11 protein-coding genes and 1 pseudogene are annotated in these 15,554 nt (G+C 62.6%); 10 read left to right on the forward strand and 2 right to left on the reverse strand.

The window, feature by feature from the left end; genetic code table 11:
• Window positions 1-155: 155 nt before the first annotated feature.
• The 6 genes and pseudogenes from purU to JWR98_RS12575 all read left to right on the forward strand — a co-directional run bounded on the left by purU (window position 156) and on the right by JWR98_RS12575 (window position 6,919).
• Window positions 156-1,022: a formyltetrahydrofolate deformylase gene (gene purU / locus JWR98_RS12550; RefSeq protein WP_078732724.1), complete on the forward strand. Its 867-nt coding sequence runs from the start codon at window positions 156-158 to the stop codon at window positions 1,020-1,022.
• On the forward strand, window positions 1,019-1,924 hold the full coding sequence (folD, locus tag JWR98_RS12555) for a bifunctional methylenetetrahydrofolate dehydrogenase/methenyltetrahydrofolate cyclohydrolase FolD (protein WP_078732723.1): 906 nt from the start codon (window positions 1,019-1,021) through the stop codon (window positions 1,922-1,924). Before purU ends, folD begins: the two co-directional genes overlap by 4 nt.
• Window positions 1,906-3,147 (forward strand): FAD-dependent oxidoreductase, encoded by a 1,242-nt coding sequence (locus JWR98_RS12560; RefSeq protein ID WP_078732722.1) that lies wholly within the window; start codon window positions 1,906-1,908, stop codon window positions 3,145-3,147. The genes folD and JWR98_RS12560 overlap by 19 nt, the downstream gene beginning before the upstream one ends.
• 13 nt (window positions 3,148-3,160) lie before the next feature.
• A complete protein-coding gene (locus tag JWR98_RS12565; protein ID WP_078732721.1) occupies window positions 3,161-3,460 on the forward strand; it encodes a sarcosine oxidase subunit delta in 300 nt (99 codons plus the stop codon).
• Window positions 3,457-6,352: pseudogene (locus tag JWR98_RS29905) on the forward strand (2Fe-2S iron-sulfur cluster-binding protein). Before JWR98_RS12565 ends, JWR98_RS29905 begins: the two are co-directional and overlap by 4 nt.
• A gap of 3 nt (window positions 6,353-6,355) precedes the next feature.
• Window positions 6,356-6,919 (forward strand): sarcosine oxidase subunit gamma, encoded by a 564-nt coding sequence (locus JWR98_RS12575; protein WP_143480846.1) that lies wholly within the window; start codon window positions 6,356-6,358, stop codon window positions 6,917-6,919.
• On the opposite strand, the gene JWR98_RS12580 is transcribed toward JWR98_RS12575, so the two are convergent.
• On the reverse strand, window positions 6,907-8,313 hold the full coding sequence (locus JWR98_RS12580) for a purine-cytosine permease family protein (protein ID WP_078732719.1): 1,407 nt from the start codon (window positions 8,311-8,313) through the stop codon (window positions 6,907-6,909). The two genes, JWR98_RS12575 and JWR98_RS12580, sit on opposite strands and share 13 nt — an antisense overlap.
• A gap of 321 nt (window positions 8,314-8,634) precedes the next feature.
• On the opposite strand from JWR98_RS12580, the gene JWR98_RS12585 reads away from it, so the two are divergent.
• The 3 genes from JWR98_RS12585 to JWR98_RS12595 all read left to right on the forward strand — a co-directional run bounded on the left by JWR98_RS12585 (window position 8,635) and on the right by JWR98_RS12595 (window position 12,829).
• Entirely contained in the window at window positions 8,635-9,153 is a 519-nt protein-coding gene (locus JWR98_RS12585) for a flavin reductase family protein (RefSeq protein WP_205490177.1), read from the forward strand.
• Between the two features lie 22 nt (window positions 9,154-9,175).
• A complete protein-coding gene (locus JWR98_RS12590; protein WP_078824158.1) occupies window positions 9,176-10,219 on the forward strand; it encodes an LLM class flavin-dependent oxidoreductase in 1,044 nt (347 codons plus the stop codon).
• Between the two features lie 201 nt (window positions 10,220-10,420).
• Window positions 10,421-12,829 carry a glucose/quinate/shikimate family membrane-bound PQQ-dependent dehydrogenase gene (locus JWR98_RS12595; RefSeq protein ID WP_205490179.1) on the forward strand — a complete coding sequence of 803 codons (2,409 nt, stop codon included), beginning with the start codon at window positions 10,421-10,423 and terminating at the stop codon, window positions 12,827-12,829.
• 45 nt (window positions 12,830-12,874) lie between these two features.
• Here JWR98_RS12595 and JWR98_RS12600 read toward each other — a convergent pair whose 3' ends face one another.
• Entirely contained in the window at window positions 12,875-14,056 is a 1,182-nt protein-coding gene (locus tag JWR98_RS12600; RefSeq protein WP_078732716.1) for a XylR family transcriptional regulator, read from the reverse strand.
• 140 nt (window positions 14,057-14,196) lie between these two features.
• Here JWR98_RS12600 and xylA point away from each other — a divergent pair, with 140 nt between their 5' ends.
• The gene (xylA, locus tag JWR98_RS12605) at window positions 14,197-15,513 is read left to right on the forward strand and encodes a xylose isomerase (RefSeq protein WP_078732715.1); all 1,317 of its coding nucleotides are present in this window, start codon (window positions 14,197-14,199) and stop codon (window positions 15,511-15,513) included.
• The last annotated feature ends 41 nt before the right edge of the window (window positions 15,514-15,554 follow it).

Raw genomic sequence — 15,554 nt, forward strand, 5'->3', positions numbered from 1 at the left:
CAAAATAGAGCTGGACGCCCCGCCCCCTCTTCCCCTATAAAGCCATCTCAGGAATATATTATTCCCCACAAGAAAACGCGCTCAAGGAATGAGCCTGCTGTCCTCAGACATTTTCGCTATGCGATGAGCTGCCGCCATCACCCCGAGGACGTGTCATGCAACACGAGAAAAACCATTTCATCATCAAGGTCACCTGCCCCGCCGTGTCCGGTATCGTCGCTGCCGTCACCACCTACCTGGCGGACAGCGCATGCTATATCGGGGAGATGGCGCAGTTCGACGATGATTTCAGCGGCCGCTTTTTCATGCGTGCGGTGTTCCGTTTCAACGATGGGCATGAGGGCGACCTGCAACAGATCAAAGACGGTTTCGCCGAGGTCGCCCAGGCCTTCGACATGCAGTGGGAGCTGCACGACACCCGCGAGCCGATGCGCGTGATGCTGATGGTGAGCAAGTTCGACCACTGCCTCACCGACCTGCTCTACCGCTACCACAAGGGCGAGATGGACATGACCATCACCGCCATCGTCTCCAACCACCTCGACCTGCGGCCCATGGCCGAGCGCGAGGGTATTCGCTTTATCTATCTGCCGGTGTCCAGGGACAACAAAGCCGCGCAGGAAGCCGAGCTGATGAAGATCGTCGATGACACCCGCACTGAGCTGGTGGTGTTGGCGCGCTACATGCAGATCCTCTCCGACGACCTGTGCCGGCAACTGTCGGGACGGGCGATCAATATTCATCACTCATTCCTGCCCGGCTTCAAGGGTGCCAAGCCCTATCACCAGGCTTATCAACGCGGTGTGAAGCTGATCGGTGCCACCGCGCACTACGTCACCAGCGACCTGGATGAAGGCCCGATCATCGAGCAGCAGGTGCAGCGCGTCGACCACGTGTACAAACCCGACGATCTGGTCGCCATCGGCCGCGACACCGAAACCGTGGCCCTGTCCAAGGCGGTCAAGTACCACCTGGAGCACCGGGTGTTTCTCAATCAGGACAGAACGGTGGTGTTCCGGTGAGCGCCGCTAAACTGATCGATGGCAAAGCCGCGGCCGCTCGCGTGCTGCTGCAAGTGCGTGAAGACGTGGCGCGCCTGCTCGCGCAAGACATTCAACCGGCCCTGGCCGTGATCCTGGTGGGCAGCGACCCGGCCAGCCAGGTGTATGTGCGCAACAAGATCCTGCGCGCCGACGAGGTGGGCATCCGCTCCCTGGAACACCGTCTGCCCGACGACACCAGCACCGAACAATTGCTGATCCTGATCGGCCAATTGAACACCCACCCGGCGATCCACGGCATCCTCCTGCAACTGCCGCTGCCGGCGCAGATCGACGAACTGCGCGCCCTGGAAGCCATCGCGCCGCATAAGGACGTGGACGGTTTCCACAGCCAGAACGTCGGCGGTCTCAGCCAGGGTCGCGCGGTGCTCATGCCGTGCACGCCGAGCGGTTGCCTGTATCTGCTGGAGCAAACCTGCGGCGACCTGCGCGGCAAACACGCGGTGGTCATCGGCCGTTCGAACATTGTCGGCAAGCCCATGGCCGCGCTGCTGCTCAAGGCCGATTGCTCGGTGACCGTGCTGCACTCACGCAGCCAGAACGCGCAGGCGCTGTGCCGACAGGCCGATATCGTGATCGCCGCCGTGGGCCGCGCCCGCTTGGTTGACGCGAGCTGGTTGAAGCCCGGCGCGGTGGTCATCGACGTGGGCATCAACCGCATCGACGACGACGGTCGCAGCCGCCTGGTGGGCGATGTCGACTTCGACAGCGCCCTGCCCCATGTCGCCGCCATTACCCCGGTGCCCGGCGGTGTCGGGCCAATGACCATTGCCTTCCTGATGAAAAACACCGTGGCCGCCGCCCTGGCGCAACACCACGCCCAACGCAGCCGATCGGAGGCCGTATGCCATTCAATCTATTGAAATATGGGCTGAGTTCGGAGTACCCGGTGGAAGTGGATCTGCCACCGCCCAAGGAACTCAAGGCCCGCTATGACGTAGTGATCATCGGCGCCGGTGGCCATGGCCTGGCCACCGCCTATTACCTGGCCAAGTACCACGGCATCACCCATATCGCGGTGCTGGAAAAAGCCTACCTGGGCGGCGGCAATACCGCGCGCAATACCGCAGTAATCCGTTCCAACTACCTCACCAGCGAGGGCGTTCGTTTTTACGCCGAGTCGGTAAAGATGTTCCAGGCGCTGTCCAATGAATTCGACTTCAACATCATGTATTCCGAGCGCGGCCAACTGACCCTGGCCCACACCGACGCTACCGTGCGTTCGTTCCGCCAGCGTGCCGAAGTGAACAAGCACTTCGGCGGGCGCACCGAGATGATCGACCGCCAGCAGATCCGCGAGCTGGTGCCCAGCCTCAACCTCGACCCCGGCCATTTGCCGGTGATCGCCGGGCTCTGGCATATCGACGGCGCCACCGCGCGCCACGATGCCGTGGCCTGGGGCTACGCCAAGCAGGCGGCCAAGCGCGGCGTGGAAATCCATCAACTCACCGAAGTGCAGGACCTGGTGATCGAAAACGGCGCCATCACCGCGGTGAAAACCAACCGCGGCACGATCCAGTGCGGCTGCGCGGTGCAGGCGATTGCCGGGCACAGCTCGTTGCTGATGGCCAAGGCCGGCATCCGCTCGCCGATTCAGACTTTCCCATTGCAGGCCATGGTCACCCAACCGTTCAAACCGTTCCTTGACCCTCTGGTGAGTTCCTCGGCCCTGCACTGCTATGTGCAGCAAACCAGTCGCGGCGAAGTGGTATTTGGCGGCGGTTCCGACCCCTACCCGCTGTTCAACACGCGCTCCACCCTGGATCTGAAAGAAAGCCTGCTGGCCCACGCCATCGAAATGTTCCCGTTTCTGGCCAACGCCAAGTTGATGCGCCAATGGGCCGGGATAACCGACATGACCCCCGACTACAGCCCGATCATGGGCCTGTCACCGGTAAAGAATTACTACCTCGACGCCGGTTGGGGCACCTGGGGTTTCAAGGCCACGCCGATCTGCGGCAAGACCATGGCCGAACTGGTCGCCAGCGGCGGCAAGGTGCCGGAGTTGATCAAGCCGTTTGGTCTGGAACGCTTCTCGACCTTCCAGCAAGTCAACGAAATGGGCGCCACGGCGGCCAGCCACTGACGGAGAGCAGACGATGAAAATCATGATGTGCCCGCTCAACGGGCCGCGCAATATTAGCGAATTCACCTACGGCGGCGAGTTCAAGCCGATGCCCGACCCGGTCAATTGCAGCGACGCTGAATGGGCCGACTACGTGTTCAACACCGACAACCTCGCCGGTGTGGTGCGCGAATGGTGGATGCACACACCCTCGAGCTACTGGTTCCTCGCCGAGCGCCACACGGTCACCGATGAGATCGTGCGCACCTTCGATCCCCGCGAAGTGTTCACCACCCGCGTCGACTTCCACACCGCCAAGGAGATCGCCGGATGAACCGCCTTCCCGCCCCCATGGGCCTGCTGATCCAGCGTGACCAGCCACTCGACTTCAGTTTCGACGGCCTGCCCTACCAAGGTTTGCAGGGCGACAGCATCGCCAGCGCCCTGCTCGCCAACGGACGCTTCCTGCTGTCGCGCTCGTTCAAGTACCACCGTCCACGCGGCCCGTTGACCATGGCCGGCCAGGACGCCAACAGCCTGGTGCAACTGCCCCGGGAGCCCAATGTGTTGGCCGATGCCCACGCGCTGTCCGCCGGTTTGGCGGTGACTGCACAGAACGTCAACGGCTCGCTGGATAACGACAGGGACGCCTACCTGGGCAAGTTTTCCAAGTTCATGCCGGTGGGTTTTTACTACCGTTCGTTCTACAAGCCCAAGGGCATGTGGAAAGTCTGGGAGCCGATCATCCGCAAAAAGGCCGGCCTGGGCGTGCTCGACCTGTCCTTTGCGCCTGAGTATTACGACAAGGCCTACCTGTTTACCGACCTGGCGGTGATCGGTGCCGGACCGGCCGGGTTGCAGGCCGCGCTGTCTGCCGCGAATGCCGGGGCCAAGGTGCTGCTGATCGAACAGCAGCCGATCCTCGGCGGCTCGCTGACCTACGCACGCTTCGATATCGAAGGCACCCGTGCCGACCGCCTGCGCCACGAACTGATCGACGCGGTGCAACAACACGCCAATATCCAGGTGCTGACCGACGCCACCTGCAACGCCTGGTTTACCGACAACTACCTGCCGGTGATCCAGGGCAAACGCCTGTACAAAGTACGTGCGCGCCAGTGCCTGGTGTGCAGCGGCTCGTTCGACCAGCCGGTGGTCTTCCGCAACAACGACCTGCCGGGGGTGATGCTGACCAGCGCCGCGCAACGCCTGATGAAGCTCTATGCGGTCAAGCCGGGCAAGCGCGCGGTGGTGCTCACCGGCAATGACGATGGCTACCTGGCGGCCCTCGACCTGCATGACCTGGGCGTGGACGTGGCGGCCGTGATCGACTTGCGCCATGCCCCGGCGGACAGCGCCCTGCCTGCGCCCTGGCCCGGCGCAAGATCCCGTGCCACACCAACAGCACGGTATTCGAGGCCCTGCATGAAAAAGGCCTGCGTCATGTGAAGGGCGTCGACGTGCGCCAGATCACCGGCCAGGGCCAGGTCAGCGCCAGCGCGCAGGTGATCGACTGCGACCTGCTGTGCATGTCGGCCGGCTACATGCCGGTGTATCAACTGCTGTGCCAGGCCGGCGGCAAGCTGGCGTATGACGACCGGCGCGCAGAGTTCAGTCTCAGTGGCCTGCCACGGAACCTGCGTGTGGCCGGCTCCGTGAACGGTCGGCACCAGTTGGACAACGTGCTGGCAGACGCCACCCATGCCGCCGCCGACAGTGTGCTCACCCTCGGCATGACCACTGCCAGCCCACCCGCGCCGCTGCGCAGTGAAGCCCAGGTCAATTTCAACTGGCCGATTTTTCCGCATCCCAAGGGCAAGGACTTCGTCGATTTTGACGAAGACCTGCAAGTGGCGGATATCGTCAACGCCACGCGCATCGGCTACCGCGATGTGCAGTTGGTCAAACGTTATTCCACCGTGGGCATGGGCCCGTCCCAGGGCCGCCATTCGGCGCTGCCTACCGCGCGGCTGGTGGCCTGGGCGACCCAACGCAATATCAGTGAAACCGGAGTCACCACCGCGCGGCCGCCGTTCGTCGCGGAGAAACTCGCGCATGTGGCCGGGCGGGCCTTCGATCCCTACCGGCAAACACCGATGCACGCGCGCCATGTGCAGGCCGGCGCGAAAATGATGCCCGCCGGTATCTGGCAGCGCCCGGCGTATTACGGCAAGGCCCAGCACCGCGAGGCGTGCATGCAGGCCGAAGCGCTGCATGTGCGCAACAAGGTCGGGCTGATCGACGTCTCGACCCTCGCGGCCTCGACGTGCGCGGCCCCGACGCCGCCGAATTGCTCAACCGGATGTACACCTTTGCGTTCATCAAGCAACCGGTGGGCCGTTCGCGTTATGCGCTGATGACCAACGAACACGGCGTGGTGATCGACGACGGCGTGTGCGCACGGCTGGCCGACAACCACTTCTACGTCACTGCCACCACCAGCGGCGTCGACCGCATCTACCAGCAGATGCTCAAGTGGAACGCACAGTGGCGCCTGGACGTGGACGTGACCAACGTCACGGCGGCGATCTGCGCGGTCAACGTCGCCGGGCCGGATTCGCGCAAGGTGCTGGAGCAGGTGTGCAAAGACCTCGACCTCAGTGCCGAAGGCTTCCCCTACCTGGGCGTGCGCCAGGGCACGGTGGCCGGGATCAAGGCGCGTCTGCTGCGGGTCGGGTTCGTCGGCGAACTGGGCTATGAAATCCACGTTTGCGCGCGCCATGGCCTGGCGCTGTGGGACGCGCTGATGGCAGCCGGCAAGGCCTTCGACATTCGCCCCTTCGGCGTCGAGACCCAACGCCTGCTGCGCCTGGAAAAAGGTCACGTGATCATCAGCCAGGACACCGACGGCATGACCCACCCGGCAGAAATCGACATGGGCTGGGCGGTGAGCCGCAACAAGCCGTTTTTCGTCGGCCGACGCTCGGTGGACATCCTCGAAGCCCAACCGCTGAAGCGCAAACTGGTGGGTTTCACCTTGCCCAAGGGCAGCGTACAACCGCTGGAAGGTCACTTGGTGCTCAACGGCCCGGACATCAGCGGCAACGTCACCTCCTGCGAATACTCCACGACCCTGGGCCGCATCATCGGCCTGGCCTATGCCGGGGTCGAGCAAAGCACACTGGGGCAGCGCATTCCGATTCGTGTCGAGGGCGGCATCGTCGTCCAGGCCGAAGTGGTGCAACTGCCGTTCTTCGACCCCACCAACACCCGCCAGGAGGGTTAAGCCATGACCAGTCTGAAAGCCCACGACCTGATCACGCCGTGCCGCCTGATCGACCAGACCGACCTGCCCCGGGTCGGCTTTCGCGGCGCGCACAGCGCCGAATACCTCGGCGCGTGCGGCTTCACCCTGCCCGAAGCGCCCAACCGCGCCGTCGCCCAGGCCGACGGCAGTTGGGTGGCGCGCCTGTCGCAGACCGAGTACCTCGTAATGGGCAGCCCCCAGGACCACGGCCAACGGATCGCCGATGAAGAAGCACGTTGGGAACTGGACCACCGCGCCAACTACCTGCTGCCACGACAGGACAGCCATGCTTGCGTGCTGCTCAGCGGCGGCGTGATTGCGCAGGTAATGGCAAAGCTGTGTGGCGTTGACTTGAGCGCCCCGGCCTTCAAGCCGGGGATGGTGGCGCAAACCTCGGTGGCGCGGGTCAATGCGATTGTGATCCACACCGGCACTGTGGAGATGCCGGCGTTGCATATCCTGTGGGATCGCGCCTCGAAGGCATACTTCGAGGGCGCATTGCGTGATGCGCTGGAGGAGTTTGCGGGAATGGGTCAGTCGGTGTAGCCCAACCGCCCCGCCCCGACCTTCCGGGTGTGTTGACGTGTCGCCAGGCAGTAATACAGCGGGCACGTCACCACCAACCCCACCAGCCACGACAGGTCCGCGCCTTCCACCAGATTGGCCCACGGCCCCACGTACAGCGACGTATTGGCAAAGGGCAACTGCACGATAATGCCGATGAAATACGCCACGATCGCATGCAGGTTAAAGCGCCCATACACCCCGCCATCCGCCTGGAAGATCGAAGCGATGTCATAGACACCGCGCTTGATGACGTAGAAGTCGATCAGGTTGATCGACGCCCATGGCACCAGCACCAGCAACAGCGCGAGGATCAGACCGATGAACTGTGAGATGAAGTCCGCCGAAGCGCCCAGCGCCACCACGCAGCAACCGGTAAGGATCAGGCCCGACAACATCACGCGCACTTTGATGCTAGGCGTCCAGTGGCTGGCGAAGGTCTGGATCGAGGTGACGATCGACAGCACCGCGCCGTACAGATTCAAGGCGTTGTGGCTGATGATATTGAGCAGAAACAGCACCATCAGGATCGGCCCCAGCCAGCCGGTGGCCTGCTTAACCGCTGCCATGGCTTCGGTGCCCTCGGGTGTGGCCAGGGCGGCGACCAGGCCGAAGGCGAAGGACAAAAGGGTGCCGAGGGTCGCGCCCAGGTAAGTGGCGAGAAATGGCCGCGTGATGCCGATATCCGCTGGCAGATAACGCGAGTAGTCGCTGGTGTAAGGCGAAAAGCTGATCTGCCAGATCACGCCAAGGGACACGGTGGCCAGCCAACCGGCTGCGTTGAAGCCGCCGCGGCTGAAAAAATCCGCTGGCAGGTCATGGGCAAAGATGTAGGTAAATCCCGCCAACAACGCGCTGCCCATGACCCAGGTACCGATGCGGTTCAAGCTATGGATAAAGCGGTAACCGATCACGCCGATGGCCGTAGCGCTGAGGGCGCCGATCAGGATACTCGCCGGCACCGGTACCGACGGCACGATGCCGACGATGGATTTACCGGCCAGCACGACGTTGGAAATAAAGAAACCGATATAGATCAGCGCGGCAAAAAACACGATCAGCAATGCGCCGTAACGACCAAACTGGCCGCGGCTCTGCACCATCTGCGGAATGCCCATGCGCGGCCCCTGGGCCGAGGCAAGGGCAATCACGATACCGCCGAGCAGGTGCCCGAGGGCAATCGCCAGCAGCCCCCAGGCCAGATTGAGATGGAACACCTGGGCCACCATGGCGCCGGTCACAATCGGCAGCGGCGCGATATTGGTGCTGAACCATAAAGTGAACAGATCGCGGGCCTTTCCATGGCGTTCCGCGAGGGGGACATAATCGACTGTATGATGCTCGATCAGGGGGTCTTGCCGGGACATCTGGGGCATGGAAATGAACTCGCGTTTGTCTGATCTTATAGTTGTTTGACGCCAAACCGGGGGAGCCTTTTAGGCGCTCCTCAGATGAACACCATATTATGGTATTCCAACATTTTCACAAGACTGATCCGCTGGTTTTACCGGCAGCTGATCCGGTTCCCTGCCGTCATGACGCCCCGTGCCTCCCGCTAAAAACCCTGTAATCATTGAGCATTGAGCTCGGAACAGACGTTTATCGGCTGTGTAAAAAAGCGCTTGCAAGCTGTGTATTACGGTATACCATCATACCTACAAATTGATAAAAACCGTTTCACCGCAGAGGACCGTCACATGATCGATGCCGCCATCTACAAACAAGTGATGGGTTCGTTTCCGTCCGGAGTCACCGTGATCACCACGCTCGATGACGACGGACAGATCGTCGGTCTCACCGCCAGCGCCTTCAGCTCGTTGTCCATGGACCCGGCCCTAGTGCTGTTCTGCCCCAATTACAGCTCCGACTCCTACCCGATTCTGATCAAGAACAAGCGCTTTGCCATCCACGTCCTGTCGGGCGGGCAGCAAAGCGAGGCCTATGCGTTTGCGCGCAAGGGCAAGGACAAGGCGCAGGGCATCGAATGGACACTCAGCGCGCTGGGCAACCCGATCCTGGCGAATGCCACGGCGGTGATCGAGTGCGAGCTGTGGCGTGAATATGAAGGCGGCGACCACGCCATCATGGTCGGCTCGGTGAAGAACCTGATCGTGCCGGAACAGGCCAATGGGCCCTTGGTCTATTGCCACGGCAAAATGGGCGCCTGCCCGTGCCTGCCTGACCCTCCCAGCAAACCCGGTATTTGCGCAAAATAACAACAGATTAGAGGTAAGCATCATGAAGTTTTCGCTGTTCGTGCACATGGAGCGTTGGGACGAAAGTGTCAGCCATCGTCAGTTGTTCGAAGACCTGACCGAACTGACCCTGATGGCCGAGGCCGGTGGTTTCAGCACCGTGTGGATTGGCGAACATCACGCCATGGAATACACCATCTCGCCAAGCCCGATGCCGCTGTTGGCTTACCTCGCAGCCAAGACCACTACGATTCATCTGGGCGCCGGCACCATCATCGCGCCGTTCTGGCACCCGCTGCGGGTGGCGGGCGAATGCGCCTTGCTCGACGTGATCAGCAACGGGCGCATGGAAGTCGGCCTGGCTCGCGGCGCGTACCAGGTGGAATTTGACCGCATGGCCGGCGGCATGCCCGCCTCCAGCGGCGGCCAGGCCCTGCGTGAAATGGTGCCGGTGGTCCGTGCACTGTGGCAGGGTGACTACGCCCACGACGGCGATATCTGGAAATTCCCCACCTCCACCAGCGTGCCCAAGCCGATCCAGCAACCCAACCCGCCGATGTGGATCGCCGCCCGCGACCCGGACTCCCATAACTTTGCGGTGGCCAACGGCTGCAATGTGATGGTCACGCCGTTGATGAAGGGCGATGAAGAAGTCCTCGACCTGAAAAACAAATTCCAGGCGGCCCTCGACAACAACCCGGACGTGCCGCGCCCGCAACTGATGGTGCTGCGCCACACCCACGTGCATGCGGCCGACGACCCGGACGGCTGGAAAGTCGGGGCCAAGGCGATCTCGAAGTTCTATCGCACCTTCGATGCCTGGTTCGGCAATAAAGCAGTGCCGGTCAACGGCTTCCTGGCGCCAAGCCCGGAAGAAAAATTCGCCGCCCGCCCGGAGTTCGAACTGGAGAGCCTGCACAAGACCGCGATGATCGGCACCGCCGCCGAAATCATCCCGCGTATCCAGTACTACCAGGAACTGGGGGTGGATGAGTTCAGCTTCTGGTGCGACAACAGCTTGCCCCATGCGGAAAAGAAGAAGTCGTTGAAGTTGTTTATCGAGCAGGTGGTGCCGGCGTTTCGTTGATTGATAACGCATCAAAGGTGGGAGGCGCGGTGCGACGATTCGACTTGCCTCCTCCCACATCTTGATCTCAGCGCGTCCATGCTCGCCTCAATCCATTACCGCAGCATCTGTAATTGTCTATTGCGACGGCATAATGTACTAACTGGTTACTTATCTTGCTAACATCGCGTCTTTGCCCTCTCTCACTCGAGTCCTTTCGATATGAAACGAGCATCGCGCGCCGCTGGCGTCTCTAGATTCCTCCTCCTGGGCCTGGGCGTTGTCGTCGCCCTGCTCGGCCTTGCGCTGGCCGTGGGCGGCGCCAAGCTGGTCAGCCTGGGAGGTTCGTGGTACTTCCTGATCGGCGGCGTGACCATGGCGGTTGCCGGCCTGTTGATTGCCCGACGCAAACCCGCCGGTGCGTGGTTGTTCGCCGCGTTCCTGGTCGGCACGGCTGTCTGGGCGGTGGCGGATGTAGGCCTGGTGTTCTGGCCCCTGTTCTCGCGGCTGTTCATGTTTGCGGTCATCGGCCTGGTGGTGGCGCTGGTGTACCCGCTGTTGCTCGGCAAACCGGCACGCGGCGCCTATGGCGTTGCCGCCTTGTTGGCGGTGGGTGTGACGGTTGCGGCGGGCAATATGTTTGTCGCCCACCCAAGCGTCGCCCCGACGGGTGCAGGCCCGGGTGTTACGCCGGTAGTCGCGGCCGACGCGCAGAAAGACTGGGCGCACTACGGCAATACCGAAGGCGGCAGCCGCTTCGCGGCGCTGGACCAGATCAACCGCAACAACGTCGACAAGCTCAAAGTGGCCTGGACCTACCGCACCGGCGACGTGGCCATCAGCGACGGCAACGGTGCCGAAGACCAACTCACGCCGCTGCAGATCGGCAACAAAGTGTTCATCTGCACCCCGCACAACAACCTGATCGCCCTGGACGCCGACACCGGCAAAGAGCTGTGGAAGAACCCGATCAACGCTAAATCGGCGGTGTGGCAGCGTTGCCGGGGCATGGCGTATTTCGACGCCACCGCGCCGATTGCCCAACCGACCCAGCCGAACAGCTCGCCCATCATCGCCGCCAGTGTCCCCGCCGGCGCGCAGTGCCAGCGTCGCTTGCTGACCAACACCATCGATGCACGCCTGATCGCGGTGGATGCCGACACCGGCCAATTCTGCGAAGACTTCGGCAACCATGGCCAAGTGGATTTGAAAGCCGGCCTGGGCAATGTGCCGGACAGCTACTACCAACTGTCCTCCGCCCCACTGATCGCAGGTACCACCGTGGTGGTCGGCGGCCGCGTTGCGGATAACGTGCAAGCCGACATGCCGGGCGGCGTGATCCGTGGCTTTGACGTGATCAGCGGCCAGATGCGCTGGGCCTTCGACCCAGGCAACCCGCAAGACAAACAGGCCCCCACCGGCGACAGCACCTACGTGCGCAGCACGCCCAACAGCTGGGCACCGATGTCCTACGACCCGCTGATGAATACGGTCTTTCTGCCGATGGGCAGCTCCTCCACCGACATCTATGGAGTGGAACGCACCGCGCTCGACCACCGATACGGCGCCTCGGTGCTGGCCTTGGATGCCTCCACCGGCGCCGAAAAGTGGGTGTACCAGACCGTCCACAATGACCTGTGGGACTTCGACCTGCCGATGCAGCCGAGCCTGATCGACTTCACCCCACCGGGCAGCGACAAGGCTGTACCTGCGCTAGTGATCGGCACCAAGGCCGGGCAGATCTATGTACTCGACCGCGCCAGCGGCAAACCGCTGACCGAGGTCAAGGACGTAGCGGTCAAGGCCGCCAATATCCCCAACGAGCCCTACTCGCCAACCCAGCCGAAATCGGTGGGCATGCCGCAGATCGGCGCGCAGACCCTGAGCGAGTCGGACATGTGGGGCGCCACGCCGTACGACCAGTTGCTGTGCCGCATCGACTTCAAAGGCATGCGCTACGACGGCCTGTACACCGCGCCGGGCACCGATAAATCCCTGAGTTTCCCCGGCTCCCTGGGCGGCATGAACTGGGGCAGTATCTCCACCGACCCGGTGCACGGCTTTATCTTCGTCAACGACATGCGCCTGGGCCTGTGGATCCAGATGATCCCGTCGCAGAACAAGGCCCTGGCCGCCTCCGGTGGCGAGGCGCTGAACACCGGCATGGGCGCGGTACCGCTCAAGGGCACGCCGTATGCGGTGAACAAAAACCGCTTCCTGTCCGTGGCCGGCATCCCCTGCCAGGCGCCGCCGTTCGGCACCCTGACCGCCATCGACATGAAGACGCGGAAGGTCGCGTGGCAAGTGCCGGTCGGCACCGTTGAAGACACCGGTCCCCTGGGCATCCGCATGCACCTGCCGATCAAGATCGGCCTGCCGACCCTCGGCGGCACCCTGTCGACCCAGGGCGGCCTGATCTTCATGGCCGGCACCCAGGACTTCTACCTGCGCGCCTTCAACAGCGGCAACGGTGATGAAGTGTGGAAAGCCCGCCTGCCAGTCGGCAGCCAGGGCGGCCCGATGACCTACGTGTCACCGAAAACCGGCAAGCAGTACGTGGTGATCACCGCCGGCGGCGCGCGCCAGTCCACTGACCGTGGTGACTACGTGGTCGCTTACGCTCTGCCATGACCTGCGTTGGCGCGATGCTGCGGCATCGCGCCTTCCTGGTCCGCCTCAATGACACGCAGCGCCCTGCTGATATTCACGAGGCGTACAACCAAACTCGCGGCGAAACACCGTATGCAGGTACTGCGCCGACTTGAAACCACACTGCTGGGCAATATCGGCAATCGCCAAATCGCCGTGTTGCAACCCATTGGCCGCCGCCGCCAGTTTGAACCGTAGAATCTCATCATGCACGCTGCAGCCGCGCACCTTGCGAAAGTGCGCTTCCAGGGATGAACGCGACACGCCGACATAGGCCGCCACCTGGTCGGTCTTGATGCCCTGGCAGGCGTATTGCCGGATAAACAGCAACGCCTGCATCACGTACGGATTACCCAAGGGTTGATGCAAGCTGGAAGCCTGCACATTGATAGCCTCCGGCGGCACCAGGACCTGCGTGCCCACGCACGGTTTGCCGTGCAACATCTGGTGCAGCAAGGCGGCGGCCGTGCGCCCCATGGTTTCCGTGCCCTGGATCACCGAGCTCAGCGGCACGCGCGTGAGGGTGCGCGTCAGCGGGTCGTTGTCGATGCCGATCAATGCGACTTGCTCCGGCACGGCGATGCCGGCAGTGAGACAGGCTTGCAGCAACTGCCGGGCACGGGCGTCGGTGACGGCGATGATGCCGATGGGTTTGGGCAGACTTTCCAGCCAGGCGATTTGCTGCTCCACCGCGCTGTCCCACATCGGCGCGCTGGTGCCCAGGCCGCGATAGATCTGCACTTGCAAGCCATCGCGCTGCATCAGGCGGCGAAAGGCTTTTTCGCGCTCCTGGGCCCAGCGATTGGCCTGGGCTTCGGGCAGGCTGAAACAGGCAAAACGCGTAAGCCCGGCCTCGATCAGGTGCTCGTAGGCCAACTTCATCAACCCGTAATTGTCGGTCGCCACGTAGGGAATGCCCTGGGGATAGGCGCGTGCATCCTCATAGGAACCGCCCACCGCCACCACCGGCAACTGGCTGCCGGCCAACGCCTCGCCGATCAAAGGGTCGTCGAAGTCGGCAATGATGCCGTCGCCCTGCCAGCGCTCGATCCCGCGCAGGCGGCACAGAAAGTCTTCCTCCAGGAACAAGTCCCACGAAGCGCGGGTGCTGCTCAGGTAGTTGCCGATGCCGGCGATGATGCCGCGGTCGTAGATTTTGCTGCCGTTGAAGAGCAGCGCGATGCGGTGGACGGGCGGTAGGGTTTTCATTGTTTTTGTCCTGGGGCCAGTCGTCCAAGCCTAGCCCCCGCTACTCAAAATCGCACGCTCCTTTGGTGATTTTCATAATCAGCAGCCCCACCGCCGTTGCTAGTATCAGACCATCGCCAAGAACAATAAGGAAAAACGCCATGCCGTACTTCCCAGGTGTCGAGAAGGTTCGCTTCGAAGGCCCCAGCAGCGACGCTCCCCTCGCCTTTCGCCATTACGATGCCGACAAGCTGATCCTCGGCAAACCCATGCGCGAGCACCTGCGCATGGCCGTCTGTTATTGGCACACCTTTGTGTGGCCAGGGGCGGATGTGTTTGGCTCGGGCACCTTCAAGCGGCCGTGGCAGCGTAGCGGCGAGCCGATGGAACTGGCCATCGGCAAGGCGGACGCGGCCTTTGAGTTTTTCTCCAAGCTGGGCATCGACTACTACAGTTTTCACGACACCGACGTGGCCCCCGAGGGCAGCTCGCTCAAGGAGTACCGCAACCACTTTGCGCACATGGTCGACCACCTGGAGCGCCACCAGGAACAGACCGGCATCAAGCTGTTGTGGGGCACCGCCAACTGCTTCAGCAACCCGCGCTTTGCCGCCGGCGCCGCGAGCAACCCGGACCCGCAGGTGTTTGCCTACGCCGCCGCCCAGGTGTTCAGCGCAATGAACGCCACCCACCGGCTCAAGGGCTCCAACTACGTGCTCTGGGGTGGCCGTGAAGGTTATGAAACGCTGCTCAATACCGACCTCAAACGCGAGCGCGAACAGCTCGGGCGTTTTATGCGCATGGTGGTGGAGCACAAGCACAAGATCGGCTTCAAGGGCGACCTGCTGATCGAACCCAAGCCTCAGGAGCCGACCAAGCACCAATACGATTACGACAGCGCCACGGTGTTCGGCTTTCTGCATGAGTACGGCCTGGAACACGAGATAAAGGTGAATATCGAGGCCAACCACGCCACCCTCGCCGGGCACAGTTTTCAGCATGAAATTGCCACTGCCGTGTCCCTGGGGATCTTCGGCAGCATCGATGCCAACCGTGGCGACCCGCAGAACGGCTGGGACACCGACCAGTTTCCCAACAGTGTCGAAGAGATGACCCTGGCCACTTATGAAATCCTCAAGGCTGGCGGTTTCAAGAATGGCGGCTATAACTTCGACTCCAAGGTGCGGCGCCAGAGCCTGGACGAGGTCGACCTGTTCTACGGCCACGTCGCCGCCATGGACACCCTGGCCCTGGCCCTTGAGCGCGCGGCAGCCATGGTGCAAAACGACCAACTGCAGCAGTTCAAGGACCAGCGATATGCCGGCTGGCAGCAGCCGCTGGGCAAGGCGGTACTGGCGGGCGAGTTCAGCCTGGAGTCGCTGGCCGAGCATGCGTTTGCCCACGAGCTGAACCCGCAGGCCGTGAGTGGGCGACAGGAGATGCTGGAGGGGGTTGTGAATCGGTTTATCTATACCTGATAGTCCCGGGTGTCTGGTTTTAGGGCTGCTTCGCAGCCCAG

Source organism: Pseudomonas lactucae (genome assembly GCF_016937615.1).
GTDB lineage: Bacteria > Pseudomonadota > Gammaproteobacteria > Pseudomonadales > Pseudomonadaceae > Aquipseudomonas > Aquipseudomonas lactucae.

Excerpts from the sequence above, each read along its gene's own strand:
- purU (WP_078732724.1), top strand. The coding sequence starts at position 156 with ATGCAACACGAGAAAAACCATTTCATCATCAAGGTCACCTGCCCCGCC.
- JWR98_RS12560 (WP_078732722.1), top strand. The coding sequence starts at position 1,906 with ATGCCATTCAATCTATTGAAATATGGGCTGAGTTCGGAGTACCCGGTG.
- JWR98_RS12565 (WP_078732721.1), top strand. The coding sequence starts at position 3,161 with ATGAAAATCATGATGTGCCCGCTCAACGGGCCGCGCAATATTAGCGAA.
- JWR98_RS12575 (WP_143480846.1), top strand. The coding sequence starts at position 6,356 with ATGACCAGTCTGAAAGCCCACGACCTGATCACGCCGTGCCGCCTGATC.
- JWR98_RS12580 (WP_078732719.1), bottom strand. The coding sequence starts at position 8,313 with ATGCCCCAGATGTCCCGGCAAGACCCCCTGATCGAGCATCATACAGTC.
- JWR98_RS12585 (WP_205490177.1), top strand. The coding sequence starts at position 8,635 with ATGATCGATGCCGCCATCTACAAACAAGTGATGGGTTCGTTTCCGTCC.
- JWR98_RS12590 (WP_078824158.1), top strand. The coding sequence starts at position 9,176 with ATGAAGTTTTCGCTGTTCGTGCACATGGAGCGTTGGGACGAAAGTGTC.
- JWR98_RS12595 (WP_205490179.1), top strand. The coding sequence starts at position 10,421 with ATGAAACGAGCATCGCGCGCCGCTGGCGTCTCTAGATTCCTCCTCCTG.
- JWR98_RS12600 (WP_078732716.1), bottom strand. The coding sequence starts at position 14,056 with ATGAAAACCCTACCGCCCGTCCACCGCATCGCGCTGCTCTTCAACGGC.
- xylA (WP_078732715.1), top strand. The coding sequence starts at position 14,197 with ATGCCGTACTTCCCAGGTGTCGAGAAGGTTCGCTTCGAAGGCCCCAGC.